General features: G+C 72.0%; 14 protein-coding genes and 1 tRNA gene. 6 read left to right on the forward strand and 9 right to left on the reverse strand.

Features of this window, described 5'->3' with window-relative positions; genetic code table 11:
* The first annotated feature begins 24 nt into the window (after positions 1 to 24).
* From FYW95_RS23035 to FYW95_RS23045, 3 genes are all read left to right on the forward strand, one after another.
* Positions 25 to 1,662 carry a dolichyl-phosphate-mannose--protein mannosyltransferase gene (locus FYW95_RS23035; RefSeq protein ID WP_159943981.1) on the forward strand — a complete coding sequence of 546 codons (1,638 nt, stop codon included), beginning with the start codon at positions 25 to 27 and terminating at the stop codon, positions 1,660 to 1,662.
* Positions 1,663 to 1,969: 307 nt separating this feature from the next.
* Entirely contained in the window at positions 1,970 to 2,173 is a 204-nt protein-coding gene (locus tag FYW95_RS23040; protein WP_159943982.1) for a cold-shock protein, read from the forward strand.
* A gap of 308 nt (positions 2,174 to 2,481) precedes the next feature.
* Complete coding sequence (locus tag FYW95_RS23045) at positions 2,482 to 2,790, forward strand: sec-independent translocase (RefSeq protein WP_159943983.1); 309 nt, start codon at positions 2,482 to 2,484, stop codon at positions 2,788 to 2,790.
* Positions 2,791 to 2,852: 62 nt separating this feature from the next.
* Here the strand turns inward: FYW95_RS23045 and FYW95_RS23050 are convergent, their stop codons facing one another.
* Positions 2,853 to 3,401 carry a hypothetical protein gene (locus FYW95_RS23050; protein ID WP_159943984.1) on the reverse strand — a complete coding sequence of 183 codons (549 nt, stop codon included), beginning with the start codon at positions 3,399 to 3,401 and terminating at the stop codon, positions 2,853 to 2,855.
* Between the two features lie 1,104 nt (positions 3,402 to 4,505).
* Between FYW95_RS23050 and FYW95_RS23055 the strand changes: the two genes are divergently transcribed.
* On the forward strand, positions 4,506 to 5,243 hold the full coding sequence (locus FYW95_RS23055; RefSeq protein ID WP_370462414.1) for a response regulator: 738 nt from the start codon (positions 4,506 to 4,508) through the stop codon (positions 5,241 to 5,243).
* Between the two features lie 128 nt (positions 5,244 to 5,371).
* On the opposite strand, the gene FYW95_RS23060 is transcribed toward FYW95_RS23055, so the two are convergent.
* The 8 genes from FYW95_RS23060 to galU form a co-directional block, all read right to left on the reverse strand.
* Entirely contained in the window at positions 5,372 to 6,019 is a 648-nt protein-coding gene (locus FYW95_RS23060; RefSeq protein WP_159943986.1) for a TetR/AcrR family transcriptional regulator, read from the reverse strand.
* 312 nt (positions 6,020 to 6,331) lie between these two features.
* Positions 6,332 to 6,405: transfer RNA gene (locus FYW95_RS23065), tRNA-Ala, on the reverse strand.
* Between the two features lie 69 nt (positions 6,406 to 6,474).
* A complete protein-coding gene (locus FYW95_RS23070; RefSeq protein ID WP_159943987.1) occupies positions 6,475 to 7,107 on the reverse strand; it encodes a divisome protein SepX/GlpR in 633 nt (210 codons plus the stop codon).
* Between the two features lie 365 nt (positions 7,108 to 7,472).
* Positions 7,473 to 8,192, reverse strand: coding sequence for a GNAT family N-acetyltransferase (locus FYW95_RS23075; protein WP_159943988.1), 720 nt, complete (start codon positions 8,190 to 8,192; stop codon positions 7,473 to 7,475).
* A 249-nt stretch (positions 8,193 to 8,441) separates the two neighbouring features.
* Complete coding sequence (locus tag FYW95_RS23080; protein WP_159943989.1) at positions 8,442 to 8,987, reverse strand: MogA/MoaB family molybdenum cofactor biosynthesis protein; 546 nt, start codon at positions 8,985 to 8,987, stop codon at positions 8,442 to 8,444.
* A complete protein-coding gene (gene moaC, locus FYW95_RS23085; protein ID WP_159943990.1) occupies positions 8,980 to 9,489 on the reverse strand; it encodes a cyclic pyranopterin monophosphate synthase MoaC in 510 nt (169 codons plus the stop codon). Before moaC ends, FYW95_RS23080 begins: the two co-directional genes overlap by 8 nt.
* A gap of 411 nt (positions 9,490 to 9,900) precedes the next feature.
* On the reverse strand, positions 9,901 to 11,133 hold the full coding sequence (glp, locus tag FYW95_RS23090) for a molybdotransferase-like divisome protein Glp (protein WP_159943991.1): 1,233 nt from the start codon (positions 11,131 to 11,133) through the stop codon (positions 9,901 to 9,903).
* Between the two features lie 120 nt (positions 11,134 to 11,253).
* Positions 11,254 to 12,192, reverse strand: a complete 939-nt coding sequence (galU, locus tag FYW95_RS23095; RefSeq protein ID WP_160050805.1) for a UTP--glucose-1-phosphate uridylyltransferase GalU — start codon at positions 12,190 to 12,192, stop codon at positions 11,254 to 11,256.
* Between the two features lie 165 nt (positions 12,193 to 12,357).
* Here galU and FYW95_RS23100 point away from each other — a divergent pair, with 165 nt between their 5' ends.
* Entirely contained in the window at positions 12,358 to 12,978 is a 621-nt protein-coding gene (locus tag FYW95_RS23100; protein WP_159943993.1) for a 5-formyltetrahydrofolate cyclo-ligase, read from the forward strand.
* A gap of 228 nt (positions 12,979 to 13,206) precedes the next feature.
* The gene (locus tag FYW95_RS23105) at positions 13,207 to 13,560 is read left to right on the forward strand and encodes an FmdB family zinc ribbon protein (RefSeq protein ID WP_160050806.1); all 354 of its coding nucleotides are present in this window, start codon (positions 13,207 to 13,209) and stop codon (positions 13,558 to 13,560) included.
* Positions 13,561 to 13,675: the final 115 nt, after the last annotated feature.

Raw genomic sequence — 13,675 nt, forward strand, 5'->3', positions numbered from 1 at the left:
TCCGTCCCCAACCTACGAGCCGAGATGACCACCACCGCACATTCCTCCGAGGCCCCGCCCTCGTCCCCACCGCGGTCGGCGCGGATCCGTTCCCGTTTCCTTCCCGTGGACCCCGCCCCCCGCTGGGTGGGGTGGCTGGGCGCCGTCCTCGTCACGCTGTTCGCCGGCGCGCTGAGGTTCTTCCACCTCGGTGAGCCCGACCGGATCTACTTCGACGAGACCTACTACGCCAAGGACGCCTACGGGCTCCAGGAGTTCGGCTACGAGCACGAGACCGTGGAGGAGCCGGTCGACGCCGACGACCTGCTCGGCCAGGGCTACCAGGACATCTTCACCGGGGCGGGCGACTTCGTCGTGCACCCGCCGGTCGGCAAGTGGATGATCGCCCTGGGCGACTGGCTGTGGGCGCTGTTCCCCTTCGGCCAGAGCATGACCCCGGAGGCCTGGCGGTTCGCCGCGGCCCTGGCCGGTATGGTCTCCGTGCTCATCCTGGTGCGCCTGGCCACGCGGATGACCCGCTCGGTGCTGCTGGGGTGCACGGCGGGCCTGATCATGGCGGTGGACGGCCTGCACTTCACGCTGAGCCGCATCGCCATGGTGGACATCTTCCTCACCCTGTGGATCCTGGCCGGGTTCACCTGCCTGGTGATCGACCGGGACCGGACCAGGGAGCGGCTGGTGCGGCTGGCGGAGGCCGGGACTAACCTGGTGTCGGTGGGCTGGCTGGGCATGCGGTGGTGGCGCCTGGCCGCCGGCCTGTGCTTCGGTCTGGCCGTCGGCACCAAGTGGTCGGCCCTGTTCTTCGTCGCGGCCTTCGGTCTGCTCACGGTGGCGTGGGACTACGGGGCCCGGACCAGCGTCGGCCAGCAGCGCCCCCTCGGGCGCTGGCTGGGAATCGACGCGGTCCCGGCCTTCGTCCAGACCGTGGTGGTGGCGGCGGTCGTCTACCTGGCCTCGTGGTCGGGGTGGCTGTTCACCCGTGGCGGCTACAACCGCGACTACGCGGACGGCACGGCGCCGGAGTGGCTGCCCGGCTTCCTGCACGCGCCCGTGGAGGCGCTGGCGAGCCTGGTGAACTACCACGACCGGATGATGAACTTCCACACCGGTCTGACCAGCGACCACTCCTACATCTCCGCGCCGTGGGAGTGGCTGATCATGCGCACCCCGGTGATGTTCCACTACAACGGCGAGGCCGTGGGGTGCGGCACCGGCGACTGCGTGACCTCGGTGGTCTCCATCGGCACGCCGATCATCTGGTGGCTCAGCCTGCTCGCCCTGACCGTGGTGTTCGGCTGGTGGGTGACCTTCCGCGACTGGCGGGCGGGCGCGGTGCTGCTGGCCGTGGCGGCGGGGTGGCTGCCGTGGTTCGCCTACCCGGACCGCCCCATGTTCCTGTTCTACGCGCTGCCGCTGCTGCCGTTCCTGGTACTGGCGATCGTGCTGGCGCTGGGCCTGGTACTGGGGGCCGGGGAGGACAGTCCGCGCTTCGCGCCCTACCTCCGTGCGGTCGGCGGCATCGTCTACGGCGTGGTGCTGCTCCTGATCGTGGCGTGCTTCGCCTACTTCTACCCGGTGCTGGCGGCCTATCCGATCGACGAGACGGTGTGGCGCGAGCTCATGTGGTTCGACGTGTGGATCTACGGCAGCGGGGGTTCCTGAACCCGTCCTTAACGACACGCCATTCCAGCACTTCCCAATAGTGGGCATACGCCGGGAAATCAACAGTCCGGAGTAGCCGAAACAGGACACGGCGTCAGCGCGATTCCGGCGTGGAAACTCTCGGCAGGGCACCACCCTCCCTGGTACTGTCGGCAACTGGTTGCTGTTGTAGTTTCCATGGATGCCCGAGGCGCCTCGCGGAACTTCACGTGGGCGCCCGTCGATACGGGGATTACTCGTCGGCTCGGTGCCCGGCGACCCGGGGCCAGCAGGGTGCGGCCCCGAAGTAGTTCCCAAGGGAGAGCACATGGCTCAGGGCACCGTGAAGTGGTTCAACTCCGAAAAGGGTTTCGGGTTCATCGCCGTCGATGGCGGGCAGCCCGACGTGTTCGTCCACTACTCGGCGATCTCGGGTAGCGGCTTCCGGAACCTGGAAGAGGACCAGAAGGTCGAGTTCGACATCATCCAGGGCCCCAAGGGCCCCCAGGCGGCTGACGTCAGAGCGGTCTAGGCCCGCCTGTTCCACCGCGCGTCCGCGCTTCTTGTAAGTACGCCCGAGCCGCCGGGGTCGGGTTCGACTGACACGGCCGGGTCCCACCGTCCGGGCTGTCCGCCCGGGCCCCGGACCGGCCGGCACACCGGTGGACGCCGCCCCCGGCCCGGCGTCCGAACGAGGAACGTCCTCAGCGGCCCCCCGCTCGACGAGCGGGGGGCCGCCCGGCGTTCGCCTCCCGGCAATCGGGGCAGGGTTACCCAAGCTTCCCGATACCGGTTAACCTGCTTGGTGCCGGTCAGTACACCGAGGGACGAGGGTGGCGCATGTTCAACATCAGCGGAGGAGAGTTCGTCGTCCTTCTCCTGCTCGCGCTGCTGATCTTCGGCCCGGACCAGCTGCCCAAGGCCGCCCAGCAGGTGGGCCGGGTGCTGCGCCAGCTGCGCACCATGGCCAACACCGCCTCCAAGGACATCAAGGAGGGCCTGGGACCGGAGTTCAAGGACTTCGACGTGCAGGACCTCAACCCGAGGCGCTTCGTGCAGAAGCACTTCTGGGAGGACGAGGAGCCGGAGAAGAAGCCCGTGGCCAGGCTGAACGGCAAGCGCCCGCCCTTCGACGACGAGGCCACCTGAGCCCTTCCCGGCCCCGCCCCGCCGCCCGCCCCCGGTGGTCCGGGCGGCCGTGCGCGAACCGCTCAGCCCACGAGCATGAGCACGAACAGGGCCAGGCCCAGCAGGATCAGCGAGCCGGTGATGATGACCGGCGAACCGACCGTCAGCACCAGCACCTCCACCAGCAGCGCGCCGCCGAAGGCCCCCGCCAGCCAGGGCCAGCGCGGCCCCGGCTCCCAGCCGTAGCGGTGCTCCCGGGCCAGGGCGACCAAGAACGCCAGCCCGGTGAGCAGCCAGAACACCAGGTGGGCGAGCGCGCGGGTGCGCGGTTCGACGTAGTCGGCCATACCGCCGACCACCATCACGTAGGTCAGCGTGCCCGCCAGCAGCCGCCAGTGCCCGCCCCCCCGCTGCGGGGGTATGGCCTTGAGCCGCGCCGGCGTGGTGCGCCGGAAGCGTTCAGCCGCCACGGGCGGCTCCTCCTCCACCGGTTCGACCGTGGTCTCCTCCGGCGGCCCGGGATCGGGCGGAGGCGGTTCGTACCCTCCGACCGGAGGCCTCCCCTCGGGGGAGGGGTGGACGGGTTCCTCGGGGGTCTGGTATCCGCCGGGGTACTCGGGGGAGTCGGACACGGGGGATCCGCCCCTTCACGGTCGCGCGGTCCGGCCCTGACGGAGCCGGGGGTCGTGTCCAGGTCCCTACCCGGTGCGGTCCGCGGTCAAAGCCGGGGCGTCCCGGCGACGCGCCGGCGAAGGGGAAACGGTGGACCGCGTCCCCGGGAAAACGCGGGAAACGGAAGGGGCGGGGAGGGTGCGGGAAAGGGCCCGACCGGTTGGACAACCGACCAGGCCCGATGCCGGGGTTCGGCGGAACCCGTCCGGCCGGCTGGTTACAGCCAAGACCACCCGTTGCTACGGGCGGTAATCGTGAGCGTGGTCATGGCATCTACCTTTCTGTGGCCTCCAGCCCATCCCACGACCACGATGACGTAGGACACTCTCCGTCCGCAAGACCCGGAGTCGAATGTTCACCGTTTTATGGCACGGACCCCGCCAAAGCCCCAACCGGCACGGCAGCAATAGCCCAGAGGCCGACGTTTTCGCAGTTCAGAGAGGTTTACATTACCTTTTGCAGAAGGTATCCCCAGTGCTGGCCTGCCAAAACAAGGCCTAGCGGAAGGCAAAGTCCCCGCTCCCGTATAACGGAGAGCGACGGGCTTCTTATTGCCCCCACAGAAAACCGGATATGCCCGGGGGCCACCCGGTCCCCCTCCAGAGCGGACCAATGGGTGAATACCAGGCAAGATCCACCCAACCAAGGTGTGGAAAACGGTGGTTTGCCCACCTTTGCTACCAGGCACCCGATCGAGCGCTTCATCACTCTCCGTGAGGAGGTTGCGCCAACACACCCCACGGCGAGCTTTCCCGCTCCCCCGGGGCACCTGTTTCGGACACGAGAAAAAGAAGTATCTGGCCCGCCTTTTGGTTACCCCTCTCCTTCGGAAGAGGCCGCCGACGCCTCCCCGGGGGGCGGGCTTCGCACCGTTTTCCCGACATGCGCCGGCGGTACCGGGCGGTAAGTTCGCTCGTCTGCCCCGCACCCACCCGAAAGCCCGCCTAAAGTGGAAAGAAGCCACCCCAAGCCGGGAAGTGCGGGCGTGTCCGCACACCGCGAACGGGGACGTGGAGTCTCCTTTTGGCGCTCGTATGGCCGTCGTACGTGAGGAAGGCACCGTCGTGAGCCCGCACCCCCCCAGCCCCGTGACCCTCTCCCCGGGTGTGGAGGACCACCCGTCCGACGCCGGCCGCTCCCGTCCCATCCGCGTCATGGTCGTGGACGACCACGCCCTGTTCCGCCGGGGCCTGGTGTCCGTCCTGGGCGACGAGACGGACATCGACGTCGTGGGCGAGGCCGGGGACGGCGAGGAGGCCCTGCGCCTCGCCGCCGGGCTGCGGCCGGACGTGGTGCTCATGGACGTGATGATGCCGGGGTCCAGCGGGATCGACGCCTGCTCGCGCATCCGCGAGGCCGTCCCGCACGCCAGGTTCGTCATGCTGACCATGAGCGACGAGGAGTCCGACCTCTTCGACGCGCTCAAGGCCGGGGCCACCGGGTACCTGCTCAAGGAGATCGGCGTCACCGACATCGCGCGGGTGGTGCGCTCCATCGCCGACGGGCAGTCCTTCATCAACCCGTCCATGGCCACCAAGCTGATCGGGGAGTTCGCCGCGCTGGCCAAACAGGAGAGCGCCCCGCCCAGCCGCCCGGCCCTGCCGGAGCTGACCCGGCGCGAGACCGAGGTGCTCAAGCTGCTGGCCCGCTCGCTGAACAACCGGGAGATCGGCGAACGGCTGTTCATCACCGAGAACACGGTGAAGAACCACGTGCGCAAGATCCTGGAGAAGCTCCAGGTGCACTCGCGCACCGAGGCGGCCATCTACGCCGTCCGGGCCGAGTACGTCTCCGGGCGCTGAACCCGCCCGGGCCCCGGGCGCCCTCAGGCCGCCGTGGCCCCGTCGACGGGCCGTCTCCCAGACCCGGTCCGCGCCGGCCCGGACCGGCAGTCCCGGACGGGCGCGTGCGCGGCGGCGGCCGGCCGGGCTCACCCGGGAGGAGACGAGCCGGGCGCGGGACCGCCCTCCTCCCCGGACCGCCCGGAGGCCCGCGGCCCGAAGAGCAGCCCGGCGCTGCGGCGGGTGATGGTGAGCAGGTCGGTGTCCCGGAACAGCCGCCTGACCCCGGCGCTGTCCAGGTTGCCGGTGAGGGCCAGCGTGGCGATGCCGTGCACGATCGACCACCCCGCGACCACGGCCGCGGCGGCGTCCTCCGTCTCCCGGCCCTCCTCCGCCAGGGAGTCCACCCCGGCCCGCAGTTCGGCGAAGGCGGCCGTCCGCGCGTCCGCCAGCTCGCCGTCCTCCCCGTTGAGCAGGGCGGGCGCGAACATCACGTCGAAGTGCGCCGGGTGGTCGGTGGCGAAGCGCACGTACTCCACGCCCGCGTCCAGGAAGTCCCCGCCGGACTCGCGGTTGGCCCGCAGCCGCCGGGCGAGCTCGCGGAACCCCTCGGTCGCCAGGGCGTTGAGCACGCCCTCACGGCTGCCGAAGTGGTGCCGGGGGGCGGTGTGGCTGACCCCGAGCTCGGCCGCCAGGGAACGCAGGCTGAAGGCGTAGGGGCCCTCCCTGCCGATGACCTCGGCCGCCTTCTCCAGCACCGCGGACCTGAGGTTGCCATGGTGGTATCCGTCTGCCATGGCCCGAACCCTACGCCGGAAAGTTGCCGCCGCGAAGACGCGAACGGGCGGCGCCGCGGGGGTCCGGGGAGTACGCTGGGGGGGGCACCGGCCCTCCCCGCCGCAGGGGATAGCCGCTTCGCCGGTGACACTCGGGGCTCCGGTCCGGACCGCCCGTCGCAGGGAACAGCAGCATCCCGGCCCGAGCCCGCCCGATCCCCGGGGGACCTCCCTCCCCCGGGGATCTTCGCGTTTCCGGGACCGGGGGACCGCGGCGCCCGGGACACGACGAAGGCCCCGTCCCACGGGTGGGACGGGGCCTTCTACCTTCGGTGGAGCTATGGGGATTTGAACCCCAGACCCCCTCGATGCGAACGAGGTGCGCTACCGGACTGCGCCATAGCCCCTGAAGACGAGAACCAGACTAGCAGCAAACCCGGGGTGCTCCGAACGCGGTGGTGTGCCCCGGTCCGCGGTCAGTCCCCGGCCGCCCGGAGCCGGGCGTCCGCGTACTGGTCGTAGACCTGGTTGCGCCGTTCCTGGAGCGCGATCACCTCGGCCTCGCGCTCGGCGTCGCGCCGCCGCTCCTCCTCGGCCCGGCGGGCGCGCAGGGCCGCGCGGCGGCGGGCGCGCAGGACCGCCTGCCTGTGCTCGGCGTCGGCCTTGGCGGCCTCGCGGAGCAGGACCAGGTGCCCGGCCAGCAGCAGCACCGGCGGAGCGGTCACCCACCAGGGCCCCAGGCCGAAGGCGACGGCCACGAGCGTGGCGGCGTTGACCAGGACCAGCACGGTGGTGCGTCGGCGGCGGCGGGCGATGACGCGGGCACGCGGCCCGGAGACGGCCCGGTAGCGGCCCGGGGAGGGCGCCCGCGCCTCGGACTCGTGCGCGAGGCCGGTGCCGTGCTCACCGCGCCGGAGGACCTGGGTCTCGGTGGCGTCGGGGTCCTCGTCACCGGTGCCGTACCCGGCGTCGAGCTCCTCGACCGCCTCGGGCTCCTCGTCCTCGCGGCGGTGGTCCACGGGGTCCACGGAGTCCTTACGCAGCAGCATCGGGACGAGGACGATGAGCCACACCACCACGATGGCGAGGTACAGAGGGGAGCTGCTCATCACCCCTCCTCACGATGACGGCCACTGAACGTTGGTCGACACGTCGCCGACACCGCGCCGCGCGTGGCCGCCGGGGAACCAGCCGCCCCCTTCCGGGACGATTCCCGTGCGCCATAACCACGCGTTGCCCGCATCGTCAATGCGTCTATGTTCCGCACGGTACGACCCCGTGTCCATAAATGCGCCACATTCTGACCGGAGTGTCGCAAGATTGTGGACCTTCAGTTTCGTCCGTCACGCGCTTGGGTGCGAAAACGCAGGTCAAACATCGACTGCGGAGCGCAGTACCAATTCCACGCAAAGTAATGAATCAATGTCACTAAAGCGAGGTTTAAGTTCCGGATGCATCCGTGATGGTGCCACGTTCAGTTCGGCCCCGGGTGCGGACTCGCCGGATCGCGCGGATCCTGGCCGACGTTCGGGCCGTGTGGCCCCAAAGCGGAACCGGGACCGGAACCGGGTTCCACGGCCGACCCTGGCGGCGTTCCGTGGCGCCATCGGTGCAGCAGGCCCTGGGGCACCTCCTCAGCGGTGATCGCGTAGCAGATGTGGTCGCGCCAGGCGCCGTCGATGTGCAGCTGGCGCCTGCGGACCCCCTCGTCCCGGAAACCCAGCTTGGCGACGACGCGCCTGCTCGCCCGGTTCTCGGGGCGGATGTTGGCCTCGATCCTGTGCAGTCCCACGTGGAAGAAGGAGTGGTCGACCGCCAGCGCGACCGCCGTCGGGGTGATCCCGCGTCCGGCGTAGGCGCTGTCGATCCAGTACCCCACCTGCGCTGACCTGGCCGAACCCCACACGATGGCGCCCACCGTGAGCTGTCCGACGAACCGGCCGTCGTAGGTGACCGCCCAGGGCATGGACAGGCCCTGACGGGCTTCGCGGCGGATGGACTGGAGCATGGAGACGTAGGGCGTGAGCCCCGTGGTGCGCAGCGGCATCTCGGGATAGGTCGGCTCCCACGGGCGCAGCCACTGCTCGTTGCGCGCCCGGGTGTCCCGCAGCGCGGTGGCGTCGCGCAGGCGCAGGGGCCGGAGCGCGACCGGTCCCTCCTGCAGGGTGACGGGCCACCCTTGTCTGCGATTCACGACCGTCCCTTCGACGCCCTCGGCACCGTAGCCGACCGGTACGACACCGGCGCGCGGGCGCCGGGCTCCCGTCGCCGGTGACGGCTTCCAGTATTCCACTCCCCGGGTGCGACGTGTCGGGCGTCACCCTGACGGAGCAGGAATCGGCTGATTCCTAACCCCAATACTCTCGCACCGAAAACTGACCGCATCCCAAGAATTTCCCAACGGACGGAATGCCCGAGATGTGATTCCGGTCATTGTTCGGCCTCATTCAGGACGGGTGTGGTCCCCGCCACGCAGTTGGTCCACCGCATGGCCGAGCACCGGCTCCAGCACGTCCATCCCGTCGCTGGCGCCTCCCCTGGACCCGGGCAGGTTCACCACGAGCATCCGGTGGCCGCCGCGCTCGACGACCCCGGCCAGGCCCCGCGACAGGATGGCCGTGGGCACCCCCTTGTCCCGGCCCGCGGCCCGCAGGGCCTCGGCGATCCCGGGGACCTCGAAGGACAGCAGCCGGCGCGTCACCTCCGGCGTGTGGTCCTGCGGGGTCAGGCCGGTCCCTCCCGTGGTGAGGACCGCGTCGGCGCGCTCGTCCAGGGCGCGGCCGATCGCCTCCGCCACCGGCTCACCGTCGGGCACCACCCAGGGCCCCGCGACCTCGCAGCCCATGGCGCGCAGGCGATCGGCGACCACCGGCCCGGAGCGGTCCGGGTAGACGCCCGCCGCCGCGCGGTTGGAGGCGGTCACGACCGCGACGCGGAGCGGGCGCCGCGTCGCTCCGTCAGGGGTCCCGTTCCCCGGCGTCTCACTCACCGCGCCTCCAGTCGCCCTTCTTGCCGCCGGTCTTCTCCTCGACCCGCACGCGCGTGACCTCGGCCGAGGGGTCGATCGCCTTGACCATGTCGACCAGGCCGAGGGCGGCGGTCATGACGCAGGTGAGCGCCTCCATCTCCACCCCGGTGCGGTCGGCGGTGCGCACCGTGGCGCTGATGTCCACGCCCTCGTCGACGACGGTGAGGCCGACGTCCACGCCGTGCACCGCGATGGGGTGGCACAGCGGCACGAGGTCGGGGGTGCGCTTGGCGCCCTGGATCCCGGCGATCCGCGCGACCGCCAGGGCGTCCCCCTTGGGTACCGTCCCCCCGCGCAGCGCGGCGACGGCCTCCCCGCTGAGCAGCACCCGGCCGGTGGCGGTGGCGGTGCGCGCGCTCACCCGCTTCTGGGAGACGTCGACCATACGCGCGGCACCCGTCTCGTCCAGGTGGGTGAACCCGGACGGGTGCTCGGCCCCTTCCGGCGGTGGGGTGTGGGTCATGGCGCCGCCTCTCGGATCGCACACGGACGGGGACGCGGCCGGCGACCGCGCCCGGGCGCGCGGGAGGGCGCGCCACCACGACCGTACGGCACCGGAGGGGCGGTCCGTGCCCGGTGCGCGCGGTGCCGGGGACGGGCCCGGACGGCCCGGGGAGACCGCCGCCGCGCCCCGTGCCGGGACGGACCTCCAGAGCGACCGAAAAGCGCTCGTCGCCGCGCACCGGAACGGCCGGGTCTCCCACCGTCACCGTTCGCCGCTGGCCACCGTCCGCCGGCAAGGAGAGAAACATACTCCGCGCGTCACACAGGTCACACCCGTAACGTTTCCGGTCAGCCCGCCAACCGCCGACTTTCGAGTCACCCCTCGGTTTCGGACCGTGGCGGCACGTCGCGGCCACGGCCGTGCCGGCCCCTAGGGGAGGTCGGGCAGGCGCAGAACCTGGACGAGGGTACCGGCGGCCACCTCGGTCACCTCCTCGGGCACCACCACGAACGCGTTCGCTCCGGCCAGCGCGGACAGCTGGTGCGACCCCTGGTGCGAGGCCGGGGCCACGGTGGCCTCGGCGGCCCGGCCGTGCGGGGACTCCTCCAGCACCCCGCGCAGGTAGGAGCGGCGCCCCTTGGGCGAGGTCACGGGACTGGTGAGGACGGCCCGCGTCCACGGCAGCGGATCGGGGGCCAGGCCGCGCAGCTTGCGCAGCGCGGGGCGGACGAAGATCTGGAAGGACACGAAGGCGCTCACCGGGTTGCCCGGCAGCGTGATGATCGGGGTCCGGTCGGGGCCGACCGTCCCGAAGCCCTGCGGTTTGCCCGGCTGCATCGCCACCTGGGTGAACTCCACGGTGCCCTGCCGGGTGAGCACCTCCTTGACCACGTCGTGGGCGCCCATGCTCACCCCTCCGGTGGTCACGACGACGTCGGCGCGCACGAGCAGGCCCTCCAGCGTGTCGAGCACCGTCGCCGGATCGTCGCCGACGAAACCGTGGCGGTGGACCTCGCAGCCGGCCTCCAGCGCCGCCGCCGCGACCATGAAGCTGTTGGACTCCCAGATCTGGCCGGGGCCGAGCGGGCGCCCGGGCTCGACCAGCTCCTCACCGGTGGAGAGCACCACCACGCGCGGACGCGGGTAGACCGGAACCGAGCGGCGGCCGACGGCCGCCAGGACGCCCATCTCCCCCGGGCCGATGCGCACGCCCGGCCGCAGGACGGTGGTTCCCTCCACGACGTCGTCCCCGGCGCGGCGCACCGCGTTGCCCGGCTTGACCGGCCGGTCGACGGTCATTCTGGCCGTGCCGCCGTCGGTCCACTCGACCGGGACCACCGCGTCCGCCCCGGAGGGCATGGGCGCCCCGGTCATGATGCGGGCGCACATGCCCGGCAGGACGGCGACCGGTGAGGGGTCGCCCGCCGGGATGTCGGCGACCACCGGGAGCCGCACCGGCGCGTCCGGGGAGGCCGACGCCAGGTCGGCGGCGTGCACGGCGTAGCCGTCCATGGAGGAGTTGTCGAAGCCCGGCAGGGACACGGGTGAGGTGACGGCCTCGGCCAGCACGGCGCCGTGTGCCTGGAGCAGATCCAGCTGGGTCGGCTCGGGGTCGTTGATCAGAGCCAGGACATCGGCGACGTGCTGTTCGACGCTCTTCACTGGGTTCCCTCCCGGTTCGCGGTTCCTGTGGTGCGTCCGTCTCCCGCGCCCCGGGAGACGTCCTGCGCCCCATTCTCGCCGCGACCGGCCCCCGGCGGCGGGACCACCGGTCCGCGTCCCTCAGGAGACCCCGTGGCCGCCGCAGCCGACGAAGTCACGCAGCCAGGGAAGCAGCTCCTCGGCGAGGTCGGGGCGGCGGCAGGCGAAGTCCACCACCGTGCGGATGTAGTCGGCCTTGTTCCCGGTGTCGTACCGGCGGCCGCGGAACAGCACCCCGTACACCGTGCCGCCGTCCTCGGGCTTGCGCCGGGTCAGTTCCAGCAGGGCGTCGGTGAGCTGGATCTCTCCGCCGCGGCCGGGCGGGGTCTCGTGCAGCACGGGGAAGATCGTGGGGTCGCAGACGTAGCGGCCGATGATCGCCCAGCGGCTCGGCGCCTGGTCGGGGGCGGGTTTCTCCACCAGGTCGGTGACGGTGACGACGTCGTCCTCGTCGGTGGGCTCGATGCCCGCGCACCCGTACAGGGACACCTGCTCGGGCTCCACCTCCATGAGCGCGACCACGCTGCCGCCGCGCCTCTCACGGACCTCGATCATGCGGCGCAGCAGGTCGGCCGACTCGATGAGGTCGTCACCCAGCAGCACGGCGAACGGGTTGTCTCCCACGTGCGCCTCCGCGCACAGCACCGCGTGGCCCAGGCCCCGGGGCTCGCCCTGGCGGACGTAGTGCACCTGGGCGAGGTCGCTGGACTCGCGCACCGAGCGCAGGCGGGCGTCGTCGCCCTTGGCCTCCAACGCCTCCTCCAGCTCGTAGGCCCGGTCGAAGTGGTCCTCGATGGAGCGCTTGCTGCGGCCCGTGATCATCAGGACGTCGTTGAGGCGGGCGGCGACCGCCTCCTCCACGACGTACTGGATCGCGGGCTTGTCCACGATCGGCAGCATCTCCTTGGGCGTGGCCTTGGTCGCGGGCAGGAACCGCGTGCCGAGGCCCGCCGCGGGTACGACCGCCTTCGTGACGGGCACGGGGCCGGAGGACCGCCTCTGGTCGGTGGAGTCGTTCATGTCGGCACTCTAGGCCAGTCCCCCGCCGACTCGGCGTACGCACACACGGTCGGACGCGAGAAGTCCCGATGGTTTCGCGTGGTGGAAGACCGGGCGCCACGCGGTGTTCACCGCGCGCGGTAGTCCGCCGGGCGGGGGGCGCCCCGCCGGTGCCACACTGAGGCCATGGACGAGAGCGAGCGGCGCGGGGCCAAGCGGCGGCTGCGCGAGGACATCCTGGAGCGGCGGCGCGCACGCGGCGCCGGGGAGCGCGCGCGGGCCGGGTCGGCGCTGCGCGACGCGCTCATGGACCTGCCGTGGCTGGCCATGGGCGGAACGGTCGCCTGCTACTACTCCGTCGGCACGGAACCCGACACCCGCCGGCTGGTGACGGCGCTGTGGAAGCGGGGCACGTACGTGCTGCTCCCGGTGTTCCTGCCCGGGGGCGACCTCGACTGGGCGGCCTTCGAGGGGCCGGACAGCCTGGCCCCGGCCGGGCACGGCCTGCTGGAGCCGGTCGGGCACCGCTACGGACCCGGTGCGCTGGGGTCGGCGGACGCGGTGGTGTGCCCGGCGCTGGCCGTGGACCGGCGGGGCAACCGCCTGGGCCGGGGCGCCGGGTGCTACGACCGGGCCCTGGACCGCAGGGGTCCGCACACCCCGGCGATCGCCCTGGTCCACGACGAGGAGTTCGTGGAGTCCCTGCCCGCCGAGCCGCACGACCGGCCGGTGGACGCCGTGGTCACCCCCGGGGGCGGGGTGCGGGTGTTCGACGCCGGTGTGTGGCCGGGCGGGGCCCGCGCCTGAGCCCGGAGGGGGAAGCGCGCAGAGCCCCCCGGACGCCCGCGGAACCCCCGTGGGGATTAACGGGGCCCCCGGAAGCGTTGACGCTGGCGGTCGCGCGGCGACGCCCACGGCCGGGTCCCCGGGCCCCGGCGTCCGCCCTCGGTACGGGTCCCTGTCACCGCTCCGGTCGGCGAGCGCGTACTATTTAGCAGTCAACGGGCGAGAGTGCCAGCAAGGAGGACCCGAACAGTGCCTACGTACCAGTACGCGTGCACCGAGTGCGGAGCCCAGATGGAGGTCGTGCAGAGCTTCAGCGACGACGCGCTGACCGTCTGCCCCGAGTGCGAGGGACGCCTGCGCAAGGTGTACTCCGCCGTCGGCATCGTGTTCAAGGGTTCCGGCTTCTACCGCACCGACAGCGGCAAGAGCTCCAACAGCTCCGTCCTGACCGGCTCCAACTCCGGCGAGGGCAAGGACGGCGGCGCCTCCGCGTCCTCCGGCGACTCCTCCGGATCGGACGCCAAGAGCTCCTCCTCCGAGACCAGCGGCACGAGCGCCCCGGCCGCCGCCAGCACGGCCGGCAGCACCGCCGCGGCCAGCTGAGCCGCGGGGCCGTTGACCGATCACCGCGCCGCCGACCCCTCGGCGGCGCGCCGCGTGTCCGGCTCCGCCCGCCCCGGCCGAACCGGGCCTGTGGACAACGCCCCGAGGCCCCCCG

The sequence above is a fragment of the Nocardiopsis sp. FR4 genome (genome assembly GCF_009830945.1).
Classification (GTDB): Bacteria; Actinomycetota; Actinomycetes; order Streptosporangiales; family Streptosporangiaceae; genus Nocardiopsis.